The sequence below is a fragment of the Corynebacterium sp. HMSC27B11 genome, from assembly GCF_001815985.1.
Classification (GTDB): Bacteria; Actinomycetota; Actinomycetes; order Mycobacteriales; family Mycobacteriaceae; genus Corynebacterium.
The window spans coordinates 13,178-32,889 of record NZ_KV823536.1 but is presented as its reverse complement, the minus strand read 5'-3'; the positions used below and the strand labels follow the sequence as shown (position 1 = coordinate 32,889).

The window sequence follows — 19,712 nt, the reverse complement described above, 5'->3', positions numbered from 1 at the left end:
CACCTTGCTGTTCAGGGGCGTCCCAGCACCTATGCTTGGAGGCTATGAGCGAGATCACTTTTATCCCCACGGCAGACTTGGTTGACATCATCGGAGCGGAGTCGCGCTCCTGCGATACGCAGTTCCAGGACCTCGGCGGCAAGGTCGAGTTCTGCGGCCGCATCACCACGGTGTCCTGCTTCCAGGACAATGCGCTGCTGAAGTCCATCCTCAGCGAGCCGAACCCGGGCGGCGTGCTGGTCATCGACGGCCAGGAATCCCTGCACACCGCGCTGGTGGGCGACATCATCGCCGGCCTGGGACAGAAGAACGGCTGGGCGGGCGTGATCGTGAACGCCGCGATCCGTGATAGCAAGGCCATCGGTGAGATGGACTTCGGCTGCAAGGCGCTGGGCACCAACCCCCGCAAGTCCACAAAGACCGGTGCTGGCGAGAAGGATGTTGTGCTGCGCTTCGGTGGCGTGGAGTTCAACCCGGGCGAGTACGTGTACGCGGACTCGGACGGCATCATCATCACGGAATCCCCGGTTGACCCGCAGTAATGCCCACCAGCGGGGCTGATTAGTACGTGCCCTGAGCCATGCTGTACTGTTACAGGGCGTAACGGGCTGTGGCGCAGTTTGGTAGCGCACTACACTGGGGGTGTAGGGGTCGCAGGTTCAAATCCTGTCAGTCCGACCACGTAGAAGAAGCCCTGGCCACAAGGCCAGGGCTTCAGTCGTTTCCGCAGGTCGGGGCAACGGGCAGATCAACCAGCGCCCCCCAAGCCCCATGGCAAAGCTCACATGGTCACGGATGCAGCCACGGATTTGGCACAAATCTGGCACGGACATTGAGTTCAGGGGCCACTTCCCTACTTGTCCAGCTCACCCATCTCCTTAGCCGCGGCCATGATGTCGGCCAGGGCGTTGATCACACCGTTGAGCACGTCCCGGTCACTGGAGAGCAAGGTATCGCGCTTCTTACGCTCCGCGATGCCGTCGAAGATCGCCTGCGTCGCCGCGCCCTGGAACTTCTTGGAGCGTTTGAGCTGTTCCTTGGAGTTCGTCCGACCCAGTTTCACCGCCTCGGGCTGCTCGGAGAGCGTGCCCCAGGCCGCGACGATCATCTGCGAGGTTTCATCGGAGTTCACGTCCACACCGGCCATGGAGAAGATGTCGTTGACCTTGTCCACCGCGTCGTAGAATGCGGCGCGCATAGGGGTGCCTTCCCCACCCACGGTGACGTCGAAGGTAGGCACTTTCAGCGCTTCGGTCCCACCGTCGCTCAGCGAGCGGTCCACCTCGATGTCGCTCTGGGTGATCGCCACTCCGGCCAGTGAGAGCCCGGTGATGAAGTCCTCGTCCTCGTCGTCGTATTCAGAGAGGTGGAGGTTGCGCTCCAGCACGGCGGCAAGCATCGCCCGCTTCGAGACCTCCGCGTCGGCATAGGCGACGATCTGGGAGAGGAACTCATATGCGTGGCGGTATTTCTCTGCGTTGGATTTGAAGTCGCGTGCCGCGTCGCGCCCGTCCTTGCCGGAATCGCGTCGCACCTGCCAGCGCCGGATGATCGGTGCGGCCGCACCGCGGAGTGCCTCCGAGTCGGAGCCAGCCATATAGGCCTGAGCGACCTGTTCCATCTCCTCGGGAGTGTAGAACCCGGAGGTGTCGAGCTCCTCGCCGAGGGTGTGCAGCGCGTTCGGGTCGATGTCTGTGTTGATGGAGGCTCCGGCGTAGTAGCGCTGGAAGTCCTTGACGATCATCTCCGGGTCGTTGACGAAGTCCACCACCATCGGGGTGGGCTTGTTCTCGTGGATGCGGTTGAGCCGCGAGAGTGTCTGAACGGTGGTGACACCGGATAGCTGCTTATCGACGTACATCGCGCACAGCCGGGGCTCGTTGAAGCCGGTTTGGAACTTGTTCGCGACGATGATGACGCGGTATCCCTGTTCATCGTCCTTGAAGGCGCGCTCGACGTCCGGCACGCCGTTGAGATGCACCTCCGTGACCGGTTCGGAGCCCTCGTCGACGCGCACCGCGTCGGAGAAGGCGACCAGGGAGCGGAAGTCGTAGCCCTTGGACTGGATGTAGTGGTTCATCTCCTCCGACCAGCGGACCGCTGCTTTGCGGGAGGAGGTCACGACCATCGCGCGGGCCTGCCCGCCCAGGTGGTGGGCGACGTTGCGGCGGAAGTGTTCGATGACGACCTCCACCTTCTGCGCGATGGAGGTTGGGTGCAGGCGCACGAAGCGCACCATGTCGGTCACGGCCGCAGACTCATCGACTTCCTCGGTCCGGCCCAGCTCGTCACGGACCTCGGCCCACATCTGGTAGGTCGAATAGTTGCCGAGCACATCAAGGATGAAGCCCTCCTCGATGGCCTGGCCCATCGGGTAAGTATCGAAGGCGAGAAAGTGACCATCCGGGGTTTCGGTTCCGAACAGGCGCAGGGTCTTGCCCTTGGGTGTGGCGGTGAGCGCCACGAAGGTCATGTTCTCGGCGACAGCGATGGCCTCCTGCCGCAGTTCCAGCAGGTCGTCGGCGGTGTACTCCTCCCCCTCGTCGAGCTCGACGTCCGTGAGCAGCTCACGCAGCGCTGAAGCGCTGGAACCGGTCTGGGAGGAGTGCGCCTCATCCGCGATCACGCACCAGCGCCGACCCGCGAGGTTTTGTTCGTCCTCGAGGAGCTTCAGCACGTGCGGGAAGGTCTGGAGGGTGCAGGTGATGATATGGTCACCCTCCTCGATTGCCTGGCGCAGCTGCGGGGACTTCGCCCCAGCATTCTCGCCAACGGAAACCACAAGACCCATGGAGGCGTCCATCATGTTCATATCCTGGCGCACGTTGGTGTCCAGCGCAGTGCGGTCGGTGACGACGATGACCGAATCGAAGGTCTTCTGCCCATCCTCCGCCACATGCCGGATCAGGCGGTGGGCTAGCCACGCGATGGTTTTGGTTTTCCCGGAACCCGCGGAGTGCTCGATCAGGTAACGGCCACCGGCCCCGCGCCGGGTGACATCCCTGGTGACCCGCTCCACCGCGCGCAGCTGGTGATAGCGCGGGAAGATCAGTTTTCCTCCCGGGGTGCCGCGCTTCGGTGTGGCGTCCGGTTCCCAGACAGCGAAGTCCCTGAGGATGCGGAGGAACATGTCACGCTCCAGCACGTCCTCCCACAGGTAGGAGGTCTCGGACTTGCCGGGGATAGGCGGGTTGCCAGCCCCGCCGTTGAAACCTCGGTTGAAGGGCAGGAAGAAGGTGTCGGAGCCCTTCAGTGCGGTGGTCATGTAGACCTCGGCATTGGAGACGGCGAAGTGGACCAGCGCGCGCCCCGGCTGCAGGAGGCGCCGGCTGGAGCTGGGCACGCGGTCTTTGCGGTATTGCTTGCGGGCGTGCGCCACCGACTGGGTGTTGTCGGTCTTCAGCTCCATCGTCACGACGGGGATGCCGTTGACAGTGAGCACGAGGTCGATGGTCTCGTTAGTTTTGGGGTCGAAGTGGACTTGGCGGATGACGCGCAGGATGTTTTCTTCTGCGCGTTCGGCGACCTTCTCCAGCAACGGGTTCGCGGGCGGGAAGGCGACCATCGGGCCGAAGGCGGCGGAACGAGCCCCGACCTGGGCGTATTTGAAGCCCTCCCGCAGTGTGCCGAGCAGCCCGCCGAGGGTACGCCCGGATTGTGGGTCCTTCCGGGTTTTGGTTTCCAGCCGGTCGGCGACATATTCAAGCAGTTTGCGCTGTGCGACCTCGCGGGTGGCTTCCGGGGCGTCCGCGGGCACCGCCTTGGCGTACTCATCTGGGTACTGGGTGGAGAGCCACGCCAGCACGTCGGCGGGGTAGAGCGCGAGGCGCCGATCCCACCCCTGGTCGTTCTTGCCTTCCTCGTAAGTCCAGCCGCGCTCGGCGAGGGCCTTGCAGATGGCGGACTCGTGCGCGTATTCGCGGGTGATGTCTGAGCTAGGCATGGGTGGGCTCCTCGGCGGTGGGGATATCGATTTGTCCGGTCACGGCCGCGGCGATGACGGCAGCGCGACGCTCGGCGAGTAGGTCGCGCAGCTCAGTGATGTCGGCGAGCATGGCATCGATTTCGGTGGTTTCGCGGTCAATGTCCTTGACCAGACCGTCTTGCTCCGAACGACTCATGTCAGGTACAGGGAAGGACTGGACAAACTGGGTACTTATTCGCTTTAAGCCCCCTGTTCCTAAAACGGAAACGCCCGCCTCATCTAGGAACGTTTGCGACGTCAGGAAGAACGCTAACCAATCGGGGTTCGTTCTTTCACTAGGTCGCAGGGTGTATATCTCAGAGGTTGCCACACCCAGCTCAGTAGTAACGTTTGCCACCATCGCGCGGCCGTGGGTGACTGTCGGGGTGACCTTTGGGAGCAGGACATCTCCGCTTTCGAAGTGCGTGTATGAAGCAAGTTTGTCCTCCCAAGGAGCAACCTTGAAAACTCCTGGTTTCTGATTTGTCCAGACGTCCTCCAGCGGAATAAACGTCACGTCTTCTCCCTTGTCCAGGTCATAAATTCCCGGTGTGGAAGGCGAAACCTTGGCGAATTTCCAGAGGGGTGCGGTGGTAGAGAATTGGTTGAAGGCCGCGGTCACTGCGGTCCTACGCCGCTCCGTCAGCAGCTTTTCCATCTCGTCCAGGTCGGCGCTCATGGCATCGATTTCGGCAGTCTCGCGGTCGAGATAATCCGCGATGGCCCGCTGTTCATCTGGCGAGGCGTCCGGCAGCGGGTAGGACTCGACAAACTGCGTACTGATTCGCTTCAATCCACCGGTTCCCTGCACGGAGGCCCCCGCGAGTCCAAGAAACTCCGTTCCGACAAGCAGGTACGCGAGCCAGCGAGAGTCTGCCCCTGGACGTGCGCGGACCGTGTAGACCTCGGTGGAGGCAACCCCCAACTCGGTGGCGGTGTCCGTAATCATGGTGCGCCCGTGTGTCACCGTCGGGGTAACTTTCGGCAGGAGGAGATCACCCCGGCGAAACGGGGTGTATCCGTTTAAACGCTTCTCCCAGGGAACCGTTCGAAAGTCGTCGGCTTTGTTAGTCGGCCAGACGTCCTCCAGGGGAATAAACGTCACCTCGTCGGACTCGGTGAGGTCGTTGAACTCCGGCATTGGGGGTGATACCTCGGCGAACTTCCACAACGGCGCCGTGCGGTGCGTAGTCACTGTGCTCACTCCCGCACCTCCGCGAACTTTTCAGCCAGGCGACTCATCACTGCGGCCACGTCGGCGTCGATTTCCTCCAGCGACCGGACTGGCGTTGGTCGGTAGAACACGCGCTTAAACGGGATCTCGTAGCCAACCTTGGCGGCTTCCTCGTCCCAGGTGACGTCCGGCGCGAATGGGAGGACTTCGCGGGTCATGTGCTCGCCAACGTCCTCTGTCAGCGGGATCCGCTCGGTCATGGAGAAGGCTGGGTCGAGGATTGGCTTGCCCTTGCGGTCCACGCTTGGCTCGGCGCTCTCGTCCGGCACCCCCACGGCCTCGAGCGCTGCGTCGATCATGCCGGCGAGCATCTTCACACCACGCTTCTTGGCCGCAGCCTTCAGCGCCTCCGGCAGGTCATTGAACTTCACGTCCGCCACGTCGGCAAGGACCTCCGCGTGCTCGGGCACTGCAGATTTGTGCTCCAGCACCTGCGCCACAGCCTCCGGGGTGACCGCCACGCGCAGGCGCTTCTGCTTGGTGACCTTCACGTCGCGGAAGCCCAGGTCCGCTGGTGTGAGCACCTTCGAGATCTCGGTGTCCCCGAACCCGGCGTACTCCTCGAGCACGCGCTTGCGGTCGGGATCCTTCATCTCCCGGCGCTTCTCCCCCAACCCCTTATCCGGCACCGACCAGCACTCGGAGGCATCGATCAGCTGGACGAAGCCCTTGCGGTGTTCCTCCTTGTTCGTATCCAGGATCCACACATAGGTGGAAATTCCGGTGCCGTAGAACATATTCGTGGGCAACTGGATAATCGCATCCACCAGGTCATTTTCCAGCAGCCACGCGCGGATCTTATCCGGCCCTGATTCCGGCGCACCGGTAAACAACGGCGAGCCATTGGAGACCACCGCACCACGACCGCCCGCACCATTGGGGCCTGCGGGCATGAGCTTCGAAGCGACATGGGCCAGGAAAAGCATCTGGCCATCGTCTTTACTTGGCAAGCCGTGGCTGAACCGGGAGCCCGGCACCTTCGCCTGCTCCTTCACCGACTGCTGCTGCACCTCCCAATCCGTGCCGAATGGCGGGTTGGAGAGGATGTACTCGAACTGCTCGCCCTCATACAAGTCGGTGAGCAACGTATCGCCGTGGCGGATGGCATCCGGCTCGCCACCCTGGATCAGCAGATCGGCCTTACCGATGGCATAACCCGTCGCCATGAGCTCCTGGCCCGCGAGCACCACCTCGATATCCGGGTTGAGCTCCTTGAGGGCACGCGCCGCCACGAGCAGCATGCCGCCAGTGCCCGCGGTCGGGTCGTACACGGTGCGGGAAGCGCCCTCCGCGGTCAGGCCGACGTCGTCGGACGCGAAAAGAATATCCACCATCAGCCGGATCGCATCACGCGGGGTATAAAACGCACCCGCGGCCTTGCCCTTGGTGTCGAAGGCCTTGTACATGACGTGCTCGAAAAGGTCGCCCATCTGGGCATCCGGCAGCGCCTCCATGCTCATGTCGATGGTGGCGAAGTGCTTCACCACCGGCCACAGGCGTGAGGCGTTCTCGAGGGTCTTCATCTTCACCGCGAAGTCGAAGGCATCCCACACATCGCGCACGGAGGACGAGAACGCGCCGACGTAATCCATCAACGCCTCGTAGACGTGGTCGTCTAGCTGGGCGATACGCGTCAGGTCCAGGCGGGAGGAGTTGTAGAAGGACAGGCCAAAGCGAACGCGGACCTCCCAGTCGATCATCTCCTCGCTGTACCCCTCCCCCTGGAGGCTCTCCACCAGGTCGAGGACCTCGTCCTTCGTGGGTTCGAGAATGCATTCCAGACGGCGAAGCACTGTCATGGGCAGGATGTAATCCCCATAATCCTCGGGCTCGACGATGGACCGCAGGAACTTATCTGCGGTATTCCAAACGGCGGACTGGTTCAGCTCCGCTGTGCTCATCCGGGCATGCCTCCTTGGGCCAGAAAACACAATGTGTCCACGGTAAACGGCGCGCTCCGAAAAGTCTGCGAGACACGCTCTCACCGCTCAGTCACCATTGGAGCAGGGGTATCGGACACAGGCTTGGAACACTCGAACACAGGGGCGAGCACCTTGGTGAAATACATCGCCGTTAGGGAAGCAAGTCATGACAAAAGAAAAGACCTCCCCCGAGCCGAAGCTCGAAGGAGGTCAGACGCGCCCGAAGGCCGTCTAATATTAGCCCTTGATCGCAGCAACGATTGCCTGGAAAGCACCGCTGATAGCGCCAACAAGAACGTCAAACAGGGTAGAGATAAGCTCGAACATGATGTTCTCCTTACTAGTGGAAGGTGTCGCACCCAGGGGGTTGATCGGTGCACCCTTGACGCTAACAATTCATTTCGTGTGCACTTATTTTCCCAAAACTACTGACCCCCTAAGCGGGGGCACGGCAACGCCCCCACCTGCAACTTAAGAACAGGTCGCAACCCCACCCTCGGGACGTTTGATGCTGGTGACTTGCAAGCACACAGGCAGCACCACCCCGCCCCGACTCAGCTACCGCGCCACAATCGGGACTTCAGTGCGGACAACCGAACCGCCAGTGCCGACGTCAGCACCCCGACGCCGGAGGAAAAGCCATCACGGCACAAAAGACCCAGCTGAAGCCGAACAGAGAATGGAACCAACGCAGCCATGTCAACCATCAGTTGACATGGCTGTCAACCCATGGTTGACTATATGGCATGGATCCATTGACCACTATCCGGAATTGCATGCAGGCAGTCAGCCTCGCCGAACACGAGTTGGAAGATGCCGTCACGCAGGCAAGGCATGCGGGACACTCATGGGCGGACATTGGGCGAGCACTCAATGTTTCGCGCCAAGCAGCCTTCAAACGATTCGGGTCGGCGCACAACCCCTTCACAGGAGAAACCATGGCCCCACAATCAACCGAAAAACTCCCGGAAATTTCCGAAACATTCATCCGTCATGTAGCTAATGGCGAAGAAACCGACACCATCCAAATGCTCCACCCCCTGGTCCGCGAAGACCTCCCCTGGTCCGTCTTGGTCGACGTGTGGACATCGATCCTGACTGACTTCGGTGAACTCCAGGAGATCACGGACCCGACGGTCGTACCGCTCAAGGGAGACCGCAGCTCCTCCACCGAAACGGCACTGTCAACTAAAGACACCGGCACGGCAGTCGTCGTCTCAACCCTGAAGTACGAAGCCGGAGAACTCATGTCCCGCATCGCAGTTGGAAGGGAAGGCGCCGTCGTCGGCGTGCTTTTCCTGCCACTCGAAGCGACCGACTACCCGTTCTAAACCACCGCGCTAAACACATCACCTCCCCCCCACGGGCCGGGAGGTGATGTTCTATTTTCCACCAGATTTCCGCCAGTGACCTAGATCACTTCTCGGTGTTAATCTTTACCTGAAGGCTCCTCTTCGCCCCCTAGCTCCTCCTCTCCCAAGGCGAAACGGCCGTCAGCGGCGACAACGTCATCGTCGATGCTGACGGCACATGATTCGGGACGTCAACGACTTCCTGACTCTCCTCTGCCGCCTCGTCCTCTACTCCGTGATCTACGGAACACTAACGACGGTGCGCGGCTTCCTGCCCAAGGCTGCCGATGGAGAAACAGAAACCAAAAAGAAAAAGACCAAGACACCCGCCTAGCGTTTGCGGAGCCCATGACAAAAGTCATGGGCGAGTGGTGACAGAAAATATGTCTGCTCCCCACGCTGGATTTCTAGCGTGAAAACCATGAGCACGACACACACCACCCACGCAATAGAAGTCACCGGAGTCGGCAAAACCTTCAACCCGCGCTCCAGCCGCCCCGTCCACGCGCTGAAGAACGCGAACCTCACCGTCCAGCCGGGCGAGATCATCGCCCTCCTCGGCACCAACGGAGCGGGAAAAACCACGCTACTGGACCTCATTCTGGGGCTGACCACCCCAACCTCCGGCACAGTCACCGTCATGGGTCTCTCCCCCACGCAGGCCGTCTACAAACAGCACATCGGCGCGCTGATGCAGACCGGCGGCCTGCTCAACGAGCTCACGGTCAAAGACACCGTGGAGATGATCGCCGCAACCTTCCCGACGCACCTGCCCCTCGACGACGTCATCACACAGGCCAACCTGGAGCCCATCTACTCCCGGCACGTGGGCAAATGCTCCGGCGGTGAACAACAACGCCTCCGCTTCGCCCTAGCCATCCTCGGCAACCCGGAGATCCTCATCCTGGACGAACCGACCGCAGGGATGGACGCCGGCGCACGTCGCCGCTTCTGGGACTCCATGACCCACCAGGCCCAGCAAGGGCGCACGATCATCTTCGCCACCCACTACCTGGAGGAAGCAGAAAACTTCGCCCAGCGCATCGTCCTCATGAACAACGGCGAGATCATCGCCGACGGCACCACCACCGAACTGCGGAACATGAGTGCCGACCGGGTGGTCAGCGCCGAATTCCCGGGCAAGCTCCCAGACCTGACCAGGCTGCCTGGCGTGAAAAGCAGCGACATCAGCGGCAACCGCCTGAGCATGACCACCGAGGATTCCGACGCACTCGCCCGCTATCTGCTGACCCAAACCGCGGCCCGCAACCTCACCATCAGCAGCCACAGCCTGGAAGACACCTTCCTCGCACTAACCCAAGAAAACCAGGAGGCGTAGAACCATGAGCACCACCCTGAGATTCACCGGCCACGAACTCCTCCGCCTACGCCGGGACATGACCACCCTATTCTTCAGCATCGGGCTGCCGATCTTCTTCTACCTCATCTTCGGCGCCCTGCAAGACTACGGAGATCAGGAAATCAACGGCGGCAACCTCGCCGCATTCGTCATGCTGGGGATGGCTTTCTACGCCGGCGTGGTGGGCGCGGTCGGCGCCGCAGGATCCGCCGTCACCGACAATCGCAGCGGATGGGGCCGCCAGCTGGCACTGACACCGCTGCGCCCCTGGCAGCTGGCCTTCGCAAACACGGTGAGCATCGCTGTGCGCGCGGTACTGCCGATCGTGGCCGTGTTCATCGTCGGCGGGATGACGAGGGCGCAGATGCAGCCCGAGCAATGGGCCATGAGCTTCCTCGCGTGCGTGCTGTGTTCCATCCCCTTCGGCTTCTACGGCTTGGCCTGGACGCTGATGGTCCCCAAGGAGAACACGGTCGGCGTGGCCACCGGGTCCATCGTGATCCTCGCCTTCGCAGGCAATGTGTTTATGCCGCTGAGCGGGACGTTGCTGGATATCGGAAGATTCACCCCGATGTATGGGGCGATGATGCTGGTGCGCTGGCCATTGGCCGAAGGCGCCCAAGTGGTTGGCACCGGGCTGATCACCGAACCGATGTGGCACGCCTGGGTTAGCATCGCGGTATGGACGGCGATCTTCGTAGGCTGCTGCCTGATAATGGGCAAGCGAGACAAGAACCGAAGCTGATGCGTACCTTCGAGGGCTTCCAGTTCAACAACGCGATCTTCGCCTCAATATGGCTGGTGTTCCTGGGGCCGGTTCTGCTCCAGGTCTACGCCGGCGAGGAGTTCAGCGCCGGGGATAAAACCTGGATGACGGCCTGCGTGCTGATGTTCAGCGCCGTCTACTTCTACGCCTTCGGCTCGATGGGCACCTTCCCGCGCGGCTGGGGTCTACTACCGCAGGCGCTCCTCCGGTGGGTCGTTCTGCTCGCGATCGCGCTGACCAGCGTTCCGGTGATCCACACGGGTGCCATAAGCTTCGCCCCCTATCTGGCAGCGATGCTGGGTTTCACGATCCCCCTCAAGCGGTCCCTGCCCATCGTGCTCGCCACGGGCGCGGTCGGAGCGGTCGCAGTGTGGCTCCTGGCCCCGGAAAACCTCGGCTGGTCGACCTTCATCCTGTTCTTCATCCCCCTCATGCTCGTCGCGGTGGGCGTTTTCAGCCAGTACGACGAGTCCCGCCACCAGCTCCAGCACGAACTCGAACTCGCCCAGCAGCGGGAGGACATCGCCACGGACGTCCACGACCTGCTGGGCCACTCGCTGACCGTCATCAACCTCAAATCCGAGGTCGCGCGCCGGGCAATGGAGAAGAACCCGGAGCAGGCAAAGCAGGAGCTCAAGGACATCAGCGAGCTTTCCCGCCTGGCGTTGGCCGAGATCCGCTCAACCGTGACCCGGATGCGCACACCCACCTTCGCCGGCGAACTCCAGGGAGCGCGCCGAGCGCTAGAGACGAAGGGAATCACCGCGCATCTGCCCGAACCTCTCACCACACCGGGAGATCATGAGGCCATCTTTTCCTGGGGCCTGCGCGAGCTGACGACCAACGTGGTCCGCCATTCCGGGGCCCGGACCTGCTGGGTCACCGTGAACGCCGACAAGCTGCAGGTCACTGACGACGGCTGCGGGTTCAGCGACGAGGAGGCCCGCAACGGCGACGGCGGCCTGGCTGGGCTTCGCGAGCGCGTCGAGGCGGCCGGTGGTCAGCTCATCGTGCGCCGCGAACGAGGCTTAAGCACCGTGCTGATCGCGATGGGTGCGGATCGCGAGATCATTGACGACGGAGCCACGTGCGAGGAGGAAAACCGATGAACCCGATTCGAGTGCTGCTCGCCGAAGACCAGTCGCTGGTGCGCGGGGCGCTGGTCGCGCTGCTCAGCGCAGAACCGGACATCGAGGTTATTGCGGAGTGCGCCACGGGAACCGATGCCCTGCGCCTGGTGCAGGAACACCCCGTCGACGTGGCCCTCCTGGATATCGAAATGCCAGGGCTCAACGGCCTGGACGTGGCCAAAGAACTGGCTGGGCACCCGTGCCGCTGCCTGATCGTCACGACCTTCGGCAAGGCGGGCTACGTCAAGCGCGCGATGGAGGCGGGCGTGGACGGATTCCTCGTGAAGGACACCCCTCCCGAGGAGCTCGCTGAGGCGATCCGCCGGGTGCACGCCGGGCTGCGCGTCATCGACCCGACGCTGGCCCGGGATAGTCTGCTGGCTCCCGATAATCCCCTCAGCGACCGGGAAACGCAGGTCTGCCAGCAGCTCTTCCAAGGAAAGAGCTCTCCCGCCATTGCCAAGGCCCTGCACCTTTCGCCGGGCACGGTGCGCAATCATATCTCCAGCATCATGTCGAAGACCGGCGCGGGGAACCGCTTCGAGGCCGCGCACCTCGCGAAGGCGAATGGCTGGATCTAGCACGCTGCCCGGAAAACACACACGGCGTGGGCACGCGCCGCCTTAGCTGCTACCCCAGGCCAGGCCCCTAGTTCGCCAGTGGTCTGCCGAACTTGATAAACGAGCTCCTGCCGACGAAAAACTTCCTTCCCGACAGCTGCCCAAAGATCTCGCTGCTCTCTACGGAATCCTTCGTGACGCGGACGAGCAGCCGGCGGCTAGCGTCCTCAACGAGATAGAAGGAGTCACCGCTCAAGGAGTTCTTCACCTCAGACAAGAAATTAGGCACCCCGTCGAAGACAATCTCGGTGAACCACTGGGCAGCCGATTCGCCCTTGGTGTTCTTCTTCTCCCGCAGCAGTGGTGTGATCACGGCGTCCGGGAAGACCCGCCGGACCGCGGTGTGGGCCTTCGTCCCCTTCGCGAGGAACCTGCCCCCAGTCTTCTTGAGGGACTGGACGTCGACGGCCACGCGGTTGGTTCTTGCGCCCAGTACCGCTCCGTCCTTGCCGAGGAGGTCGCTGGTGCTAACCCCGAACAGGGCAGCAAGCTTCGTGAGGACCTCGATATCGGGCGCGCTGTCCCCAGACTCCCAACCTTGCACGGCCTCGCGGTCCACCACGAGCTTGTCCGCGAGCTCCGACTGGGAAAGCCCGGCCTTGCGGCGGAGATCCCTAATGCGCTGTGCCAGTCCCATGCGAAGAATCCTACCCCGCCATTCTGCCCCAATTCTTCACACACCCCTCTGAATAACGCGTTTCATACAGCGCGAAAAACCTGGCCTTGAGGCACACTACAGTCCATGGAACTATTGCTGACTTACCTTGGCGTGGTCTTCGTCTGCGGACTCATCGCCTGGGCCGTGCGGCTACCGCCCTTGATCGGCTTCCTCGCCGCCGGTTTCGCCCTCCATGCCGCGGGTGTGGAGCATGTCGAGTCCCTCGATCTCTTCGCCGATATCGGCGTGACCCTCATGCTCTTTGCCATCGGCCTGCGCCTCGATCTGAAGGCGCTGACCGATAAGGCAGTCTGGCTCACGGCCAGTGCCCACGTGCTGGTGATGACGCTCATCGGCGCGGGCTTCATCACCGCCCTCGGCGCGCTCGGTGCGTTCGGCCCCACCAGTTTCCAGGTGGCGGTGAACGTCGCGCTTGTCTTGAGCTTTTCCAGCACCATCGTGGTCATCAAGATCCTGCAGGATCGAGGCGACGAGCAGGCCCTCTACGGCAATATCTGCATCGGCGTGTTGATTATGCAGGACATCCTCGCGGTGGCCTTCATGAGCATCCTGCGGGGCGAGCCGCCACACCTGGCCTCCCTGCTGCTCGTCGTGATTGTCCCGCTGCTCGCGCTGACCACCCGCCGCTGGTACAAGCTCGGCCATGGCGAGCTCGGGGCGCTGTTCGGCATCGCCATGGCACTGATCCCCGGCTACGCGCTTTTCGAGTGGGTCGGGCTTTCCGGCAGCCTCGGCGCACTGATTATGGGCTTGGTGCTCTCCCGCTCCCCCGGTGCTGAACAGCTCAGCCACTCCCTATTCACCCTCAAGGAGCTGCTGCTGGTCGGCTTCTTCGTCAATATCGGATTCATGGGGCTACCGAATTGGCAGAACGTTGCCGACGCCGCGCTGCTCCTCCTCCTGCTTCCCCTTCAGGCCGTCGCCTACTGGGCAATCCTGTGGTCCCTGGGGCTGCGCAACCGTACCTCTGTGCTCACGGCACTGCTGCTGGCCAACTACTCGGAGTTCGCTCTCATCATCGCCGCCGTTGGCGTTCAGGATGGCTGGCTCAACCAGCGCTGGCTGCTCTCCCTGGTGCTTGCGGTCTCCATCAGCTTCGTCATCTCCGCGATCTTCAACCCGCAGAGCGTGTCCCGGGCCACCCACCTGGCCAAGCGCCTGCCGGTGCGCCCGCCGCACAAGATCCACCCGGACGACCGCCCCATCGAGCTAGGCGACGCCCACGCGCTAGTGCTTGGCGTCGGACGCGTCGGGCTTGCGTGTTACAACGAGCTCAGCGAGGTCTACGGGGCCAAGATCCTGGGCGTGGAGCACGACCCCGCCCGGGTACGCCACCTGCAGGAACGCGGCTACAACGTCGTGGAGGGCGACGCCACGGACATCGACTTCTGGGAGCGTGTGAAGGACAGCCACCAGATCGACATGATCATGCTCGCCATGCCCGCACAGCACGCGAACGTGGACACGGTCAAGGAGATCCACGCCTCCCACGTGGACACCGAAGACTGCACCATCAGCTCGGTGGCGATGTACCGGGAAGACGTCGAAGCCCTCGAAGAGCTCGGCCTCGACGTCGTCGTCCACCTCCAGGACGGTGCCGGAGAATCCCTGGCGGAGCGAACCTTCCTGAACCAGGAGCAACGCCGCTCACAGCTGCAGTAGTGCACGGTCAGGCTAGGGTCGCTTCGCCTAGCGCTGCCCCGTGATGCTTCTGCCACGCGCTGGTCAGCGCCTCGGGGTCGTACTCCGGATCCTGGGCGCCGGGGACCCGAAAACCGCTGGAGATGAGGCCTCCGCTCGGCACGCGCTGCGCTCCTTGCTTATTCTGTAAATATGACTTATTCCAGTGTGATCACCAAGCCCCAGCCCAGCGACGTCGAAATCGCACAAGCTCACACCCTCGAGCCCATCGCGGACATCGCGGAGCGCGCCGGAATCCCCGCCGAAGCACTCATCCCCTACGGCACCACTAAGGCCAAGGTGGACGTCCCCGCCCTGCGCACCACCGACGTATGGGACAAGCCCCTGGGCCGCACCGTCCTCGTGACAGCCATGTCCCCCACCCCCGCGGGCGAAGGCAAGTCCACCACCCTTATCGGCCTGGCTGACGCCCTGCGCACCGCCGGGAAGAACACCATCGTCGCCATCCGCGAACCATCCCAGGGCCCAGTCATGGGCATCAAGGGTGGCGCGGCCGGCGGCGGCTACGCGCAGATCGTCCCGATGGAGGACATCAACCTCCACCTCACCGGCGACATGCACGCCCTCACCGCCGCAAACAACACCCTCGCTGCCCTCATCGACAACCACATCCAGCAAGGCAACGAGCTCGGCATCGACCCGCGCCGGGTCACCTGGCGCCGTTGCATGGACGTCAACGACCGCAGCCTCCGTTCCATCGTCACCGGGCTCGGTGGTCCGGCCCACGGCACCCCGCGAGAAGCGGGCTTCGACATCACCGCTGCCAGCGAGATGATGGCGATCCTCTGCCTCGCCACGGACCTGGCTGATCTGAAGGCTAAGCTCGCCAACATCGTGATCGGCCAGACTTATAGTGGCGGGCCGGTCACCGTAGGCGACCTGCAGGTCGAGGGCGCGCTCACCGCCCTGCTGCGCGACGCGCTGAACCCGAACCTCGTGCAGACCCTCGGCGGCACCCCGGCGCTGATCCACGGTGGCCCCTTCGCCAACATCGCGCACGGCTGCAACAGCCTCATCGCCACCCAGACCGCCCGCCGTCTCGGTGACATTGTCGTCACGGAAGCCGGCTTCGGCTCCGACCTCGGCGCGGAGAAGTTCTTCGACATCAAGGCCCGCGAGGGCGGCATCGACGTGGACGCGGCCGTCGTCGTCGCGACCATCCGCTCCCTGAAGTACAACGGCGGCGTCGCGAAGGAGGACCTGAACAGCGAAAACCTGGCCGCCCTGGACGAGGGACTGAAGAACCTCGAGCGCCACGTGAAGAACATGGAGAAGTTCGGCACCACCCCGGTCGTCGCGCTGAACCTCTTCACCTCCGACACCGACGTCGAGCGCGAACACGTCGCCGAGTGGGCTGAAAAGCTGGGCGTGCGCCTGGCCGAGTCCACCGTCTGGGCCGAGGGTGGCGCCGGCGCCACCGAGCTGGCCCAGCAGGTACTCGAAGTCATCGAGAACGGCGAGACCCCGCAGGCCAGCTCCCAGCAGCTCTACGACCCGGCAAAGGGCCTGGCAGAGTCCATCAAGACCATCGCGACCCGCATCTACGGCGCTAGTGGCGTGGAGTTTTCCACCAAGGCCAAGAAGGACCTGCAGTTCCTCGCCGATCACGGCTGGGACAAACTGCCCGTGTGCATCTCCAAGACGCAGTACAGCTTCTCCGATGACCCGGCGGAGCTGGGCGCGCCGGAAGGACACGTGCTGCACGTCCGCGAACTGCTCCCACGCCTGGGCGCGGGCTTCGTCGTGGCGCTGACCGGACAGGTGATGACGATGCCGGGGCTGCCGAAGCGGCCAGCTGCCGAGCAGATCGATGTCGCCGAGGACGGCACCATCACCGGACTGTTTTAGTAGCAAAATGGGACTACACTGATCTTCGTGCAGAATCAGGTACTCACGAAGAAACGTCCCCGCCCGGTCTTCGACCGCGGCCCCAGGCCCTACATGCGCGGGCGGTTACACACCGCCGCAGCGTGGTACTTCGGCGGGATGGGCACCGCCCTCACGATCGTGGCCCTGGCGAAGTTTGGCTTCTCCTGGATGTCCCTGACCACCGCCCTCTACGCGCTGTGCCTGGCAGGCATGCTGAGCGTGAGCGCCCTCTACCACCGGGTCCCGTGGCGCTCCGCGGCGGCAGTCAACAGCTGGCGACGCGCCGACCACGCCATGATCGCGATCTTCATCGCCGGCACCTATGGGCCGGTGACGGTCGCCGCATTCGGCGCGAGGTGGTTCACCGGCTGGGCCTGGTTCAACACCGGCGGACTGTGGATCCTGGCGGTCTGCTGGCTCGCCGCGCTGGCCGCGGTGGTGCTGAACCTGGTGTGGATCGACCACCCGCGGTGGCTCGACGCCGCCACCTACCTCACGCTCGGCTGGCTGGCCGCTATCGGCGCGGTGGGCTACTACCAGCAGCTCGGGGTCGCCGTGAGCCTGCTGATGCTGCTCGGCGGGCTGGTCTACTCGCTCGGCGCGGTGATCTACGCCAAGCAGTGGCCGAACCCCTCCCCTCGTTGGTTCGGCTTCCACGAGGTCTTCCACGCCGCCACCATCGTGGCAGCGCTTCTGCACCACGTCGCGATCTGGGTGCTCGTGCTCCGCTAGAGCCTGTTGTAGCTTCCGCTAGCGCTTCTTTTTCTTCTCCCGGATGCGGATCGCGATGCGCACCGGGGAGCCTTCGAAGCCGAAGGTCTCGCGCAGCTTGCGCTCCAGGAAGCGGCGGTAGCCGTGCTCCAGGAAGCCCGTGGTGAACAGCACGATCACCGGCGGGCGGGAGGAAGCCTGCGTGGCGAAGAGCACGCGCGGCAGGCGGCCACCACGCATCGGTGGTGGGGTCTCCGCGATCACCGCTCGCAGCCAGGTGTTCAGCTGGCCGGTTGGGATGCGCTGATCCCAGCTCTCCAGAGCCTCGAGCATCGCTGGCTCCAGCTTCTGCAGAGCACGCCCCGTCTTGGCGGAGATGTTCACCCGGCGGGCCCACGGCACGTGCGAAAGTTGCAGGTCGATCTCGCGTTCCAGCAGCTCCCGGCGATCCTCGTCCACCAGGTCCCACTTATTGAACGCCACGACCAGCGCCTTACCGGCGTCCAGGATCATCCGCAGCACGCGCTGATCCTGCTCCGCGATGGGCTCGGAGGCGTCCACCAGGAACACCACGACCTCACTGGCATCAATCGCGGCGCGGGTGCGCAGCGAGGCGTAGTACTCGTGCCCCACCGCGTTCTTCACCTTCTTGCGGATACCGGCGGTATCCACGAAGCGCCAGGTGTGCTCCTCCAGCTCCACGATGGAGTCCACCGGGTCCACCGTGGTGCCCGCGACGTTATCCACCACCGAGCGCTGCTCGCCGGAGATCTTGTTCAGCAGCGAGGACTTACCCACGTTCGGCCGGCCCACCAGCGCCACGCGGCGCGGGCCAGAGACCACCGAGAGCTCGCGCGGCTTCTCCGGGAACACCTCCAGCAGCTTGTCCAGCACGTCCGCCGCGCCGCGCCCATGCAGCGCGGAGACCGGGTACGGGTTGTCCAGGCCGAGCGCCCAGAACTCCGCCATGTCCGCGTACTGCGTATCGGACTCGAACTTATTGGCCACCACGATCACCGGCACGTCGGAGCGCTGCAGCTTGCGAGCGATAACCTCGTCGGTCTCGGTGATCCCGACCTTCGTGTCCACGACGAAGACGATCGCGTCTGCCGTGGCCATCGCGGTCTCCGCCTGGCGGGCGATCGCGGCGTGAATGCCCTTGGCATCCGGGTCCCAGCCGCCGGTGTCCTGCACCCAGAAGCGGCGCCCGCCCCAGTCGCCCAGGTAGGAGATGCGGTCGCGGGTCACACCCGGGAAGTCCTCCACCACGGCCTCGCGGCGCCCGATGAAGCGGTTCACCAGCGTGGACTTACCTACGTTCGGTCGACCAACAATCGCCACCGTGCACAGCGCTTCCTTCTGCGCCTCCAGCTCATCGGCGATGCCGAAGGCTTCCTCGATGGACTCCCAGTCGGTGTCCTCCTCGTCGGACTCCAGCAGGTCGAATTCCTCCGCCTGCAGGTAGTGCTCACCCAGCTGTTCCGGGTCGACTTCCCAGGTCTCGCCGTCCCAGTTCTCGGGGTCCCAGTTCTCCAGGTTCTCCTCGGATTCCTCCGGCACCGTGGTGTCACCTTCAGCAGGGACGACGTCCCCCTCAACCGTGCGGAACACCAAACTACCAGTGCTCTCCGCGCCACCATCTGGGATATCGGAGTCCAGGTCCGATTCCTCGATCAGACCGGCGATCGCCTCGATGACCTCCTCGATGCTCATCTCGCCGGTGTCGAGTATGGTGGCATCCTCTGCCGGGCGCAGCGGGGAGGTCTCGCGGGTGGAGTCTGCCTCGTCGCGGCGCTGGACGTCAGCCAGGACTGCCTCGAAGGTGACCTCGCGGCCAGCGGCGGTGTCCTGGTCGAAGCGGCGCTGCGCGCGCACTTCAGCGCTGGCGGTCATGTACACCTTCACCGGGGCGTCCGGGAGCACGACCGTGCCGATGTCGCGGCCCTCGACGACGCAACGGCCAGCAGCGGCGGCAAGGTCTCGCTGCAGCTGCACCAGGTTGGTGCGGACCTCCGGGATCGCGGCGACGGCGGAGACATGCGCGGTAACCTCCGGGCCACGGATGTCGGCGGAGACGTCCTCTCCGTCCAGCAGAACCTCGGTGGACTGCGGGTCCTCGTTGACCTGCAACGGCAGCTGGGAGGTCGCCTCGATGATGGCCTCGGTCGCAGCCGGGTCGGCCGGATCGATGCCGGCCTTCAGCACGTGCAGGGTCGCCACGCGGTACATCGCACCCGTATCCAGGTAACGCGCGCCCGCGTACTGGGCGATGCGGCGGGAGACGGTGGACTTACCGGTCCCCGACGGGCCGTCGATGGCCAGCAGGAACCCACCCTCCTCGAGGTTGTCGATCAGCGCGAGCTGGGAGAAATCAGCGTTCATATCAGTAGTCATCCTTGAAGTC

General features: G+C 63.7%; 16 protein-coding genes and 1 tRNA gene. 11 read left to right on the top strand and 6 right to left on the bottom strand.

The genetic code is table 11. From position 1 onward, the window contains the following. The first annotated feature begins 44 nt into the window (after window positions 1-44). Together rraA and HMPREF3097_RS00990 are read left to right on the top strand one after the other, a co-directional pair. Window positions 45-542, top strand: a complete 498-nt coding sequence (gene rraA, locus HMPREF3097_RS00995; protein ID WP_070760204.1) for a ribonuclease E activity regulator RraA — start codon at window positions 45-47, stop codon at window positions 540-542. Between the two features lie 62 nt (window positions 543-604). After that, window positions 605-681: transfer RNA gene (locus tag HMPREF3097_RS00990), tRNA-Pro, on the top strand. A gap of 172 nt (window positions 682-853) precedes the next feature. Here HMPREF3097_RS00990 and HMPREF3097_RS00985 read toward each other — a convergent pair. From HMPREF3097_RS00985 to HMPREF3097_RS00975, 3 genes are read right to left on the bottom strand one after another with little or no spacing between them, the layout of a single operon-like run. Continuing rightward, window positions 854-3,943 carry a type I restriction endonuclease subunit R gene (locus tag HMPREF3097_RS00985; protein ID WP_070760202.1) on the bottom strand — a complete coding sequence of 1,030 codons (3,090 nt, stop codon included), beginning with the start codon at window positions 3,941-3,943 and terminating at the stop codon, window positions 854-856. After that, complete coding sequence (locus tag HMPREF3097_RS00980) at window positions 3,936-5,105, bottom strand: restriction endonuclease subunit S (protein WP_070759135.1); 1,170 nt, start codon at window positions 5,103-5,105, stop codon at window positions 3,936-3,938. The genes HMPREF3097_RS00985 and HMPREF3097_RS00980 overlap by 8 nt, the downstream gene beginning before the upstream one ends. Before the next feature lie 59 nt (window positions 5,106-5,164). Continuing rightward, a complete protein-coding gene (locus HMPREF3097_RS00975; protein WP_070760200.1) occupies window positions 5,165-7,099 on the bottom strand; it encodes a type I restriction-modification system subunit M in 1,935 nt (644 codons plus the stop codon). 767 nt (window positions 7,100-7,866) lie between these two features. On the opposite strand from HMPREF3097_RS00975, the gene HMPREF3097_RS09630 reads away from it, so the two are divergent. The 6 genes from HMPREF3097_RS09630 to HMPREF3097_RS00950 all read left to right on the top strand — a co-directional run bounded on the left by HMPREF3097_RS09630 (window position 7,867) and on the right by HMPREF3097_RS00950 (window position 12,309). Beyond that, the gene (locus tag HMPREF3097_RS09630) at window positions 7,867-8,451 is read left to right on the top strand and encodes a hypothetical protein (RefSeq protein ID WP_141759475.1); all 585 of its coding nucleotides are present in this window, start codon (window positions 7,867-7,869) and stop codon (window positions 8,449-8,451) included. Between the two features lie 199 nt (window positions 8,452-8,650). Beyond that, window positions 8,651-8,806, top strand: coding sequence for a hypothetical protein (locus HMPREF3097_RS09730; RefSeq protein ID WP_168167004.1), 156 nt, complete (start codon window positions 8,651-8,653; stop codon window positions 8,804-8,806). Between the two features lie 87 nt (window positions 8,807-8,893). Beyond that, a complete protein-coding gene (locus tag HMPREF3097_RS00965) occupies window positions 8,894-9,811 on the top strand; it encodes an ABC transporter ATP-binding protein (protein WP_070760196.1) in 918 nt (305 codons plus the stop codon). 4 nt (window positions 9,812-9,815) lie between these two features. After that, entirely contained in the window at window positions 9,816-10,577 is a 762-nt protein-coding gene (locus HMPREF3097_RS00960; RefSeq protein WP_070760194.1) for an ABC transporter permease, read from the top strand. Further along, window positions 10,514-11,707, top strand: a complete 1,194-nt coding sequence (locus tag HMPREF3097_RS00955) for a sensor histidine kinase (RefSeq protein ID WP_246821156.1) — start codon at window positions 10,514-10,516, stop codon at window positions 11,705-11,707. Before HMPREF3097_RS00960 ends, HMPREF3097_RS00955 begins: the two co-directional genes overlap by 64 nt. Then, entirely contained in the window at window positions 11,704-12,309 is a 606-nt protein-coding gene (locus HMPREF3097_RS00950; protein WP_070760189.1) for a response regulator transcription factor, read from the top strand. Before HMPREF3097_RS00955 ends, HMPREF3097_RS00950 begins: the two co-directional genes overlap by 4 nt. 67 nt (window positions 12,310-12,376) lie before the next feature. Here HMPREF3097_RS00950 and HMPREF3097_RS00945 read toward each other — a convergent pair whose 3' ends face one another. Continuing rightward, window positions 12,377-12,985, bottom strand: coding sequence for a helix-turn-helix domain-containing protein (locus HMPREF3097_RS00945; protein WP_070760187.1), 609 nt, complete (start codon window positions 12,983-12,985; stop codon window positions 12,377-12,379). Window positions 12,986-13,090: 105 nt separating this feature from the next. On the opposite strand from HMPREF3097_RS00945, the gene HMPREF3097_RS00940 reads away from it, so the two are divergent. Then, on the top strand, window positions 13,091-14,689 hold the full coding sequence (locus tag HMPREF3097_RS00940) for a cation:proton antiporter family protein (RefSeq protein WP_070760185.1): 1,599 nt from the start codon (window positions 13,091-13,093) through the stop codon (window positions 14,687-14,689). A gap of 7 nt (window positions 14,690-14,696) precedes the next feature. Here the strand turns inward: HMPREF3097_RS00940 and HMPREF3097_RS09625 are convergent, their stop codons facing one another. Beyond that, a complete protein-coding gene (locus HMPREF3097_RS09625; RefSeq protein ID WP_246821155.1) occupies window positions 14,697-14,831 on the bottom strand; it encodes a DUF4300 family protein in 135 nt (44 codons plus the stop codon). Between the two features lie 29 nt (window positions 14,832-14,860). Here HMPREF3097_RS09625 and HMPREF3097_RS00935 point away from each other — a divergent pair, with 29 nt between their 5' ends. After that, the gene (locus HMPREF3097_RS00935; RefSeq protein ID WP_070760183.1) at window positions 14,861-16,576 is read left to right on the top strand and encodes a formate--tetrahydrofolate ligase; all 1,716 of its coding nucleotides are present in this window, start codon (window positions 14,861-14,863) and stop codon (window positions 16,574-16,576) included. A 27-nt stretch (window positions 16,577-16,603) separates the two neighbouring features. After that, on the top strand, window positions 16,604-17,329 hold the full coding sequence (locus tag HMPREF3097_RS00930) for a PAQR family membrane homeostasis protein TrhA (RefSeq protein WP_246821154.1): 726 nt from the start codon (window positions 16,604-16,606) through the stop codon (window positions 17,327-17,329). Between the two features lie 18 nt (window positions 17,330-17,347). Here HMPREF3097_RS00930 and der read toward each other — a convergent pair whose 3' ends face one another. Next, entirely contained in the window at window positions 17,348-19,702 is a 2,355-nt protein-coding gene (gene der / locus HMPREF3097_RS00925; protein WP_070760181.1) for a bifunctional cytidylate kinase/GTPase Der, read from the bottom strand. Window positions 19,703-19,712 lie beyond the last annotated feature (10 nt).

Bases quoted from the DNA above. Each gene is read 5' to 3' on its own strand.
- rraA (WP_070760204.1), top strand. From the start codon at position 45: ATGAGCGAGATCACTTTTATCCCCACGGCAGACTTGGTTGACATCATC.
- HMPREF3097_RS00985 (WP_070760202.1), bottom strand. From the start codon at position 3,943: ATGCCTAGCTCAGACATCACCCGCGAATACGCGCACGAGTCCGCCATC.
- HMPREF3097_RS00980 (WP_070759135.1), bottom strand. From the start codon at position 5,105: ATGCCGGAGTTCAACGACCTCACCGAGTCCGACGAGGTGACGTTTATT.
- HMPREF3097_RS00975 (WP_070760200.1), bottom strand. From the start codon at position 7,099: ATGAGCACAGCGGAGCTGAACCAGTCCGCCGTTTGGAATACCGCAGAT.
- HMPREF3097_RS09630 (WP_141759475.1), top strand. From the start codon at position 7,867: ATGGATCCATTGACCACTATCCGGAATTGCATGCAGGCAGTCAGCCTC.
- HMPREF3097_RS09730 (WP_168167004.1), top strand. From the start codon at position 8,651: ATGATTCGGGACGTCAACGACTTCCTGACTCTCCTCTGCCGCCTCGTC.
- HMPREF3097_RS00965 (WP_070760196.1), top strand. From the start codon at position 8,894: ATGAGCACGACACACACCACCCACGCAATAGAAGTCACCGGAGTCGGC.
- HMPREF3097_RS00960 (WP_070760194.1), top strand. From the start codon at position 9,816: ATGAGCACCACCCTGAGATTCACCGGCCACGAACTCCTCCGCCTACGC.
- HMPREF3097_RS00955 (WP_246821156.1), top strand. From the start codon at position 10,514: ATGGACGGCGATCTTCGTAGGCTGCTGCCTGATAATGGGCAAGCGAGA.
- HMPREF3097_RS00950 (WP_070760189.1), top strand. From the start codon at position 11,704: ATGAACCCGATTCGAGTGCTGCTCGCCGAAGACCAGTCGCTGGTGCGC.
- HMPREF3097_RS00945 (WP_070760187.1), bottom strand. From the start codon at position 12,985: ATGGGACTGGCACAGCGCATTAGGGATCTCCGCCGCAAGGCCGGGCTT.
- HMPREF3097_RS00940 (WP_070760185.1), top strand. From the start codon at position 13,091: ATGGAACTATTGCTGACTTACCTTGGCGTGGTCTTCGTCTGCGGACTC.
- HMPREF3097_RS00935 (WP_070760183.1), top strand. From the start codon at position 14,861: ATGACTTATTCCAGTGTGATCACCAAGCCCCAGCCCAGCGACGTCGAA.
- der (WP_070760181.1), bottom strand. From the start codon at position 19,702: ATGACTACTGATATGAACGCTGATTTCTCCCAGCTCGCGCTGATCGAC.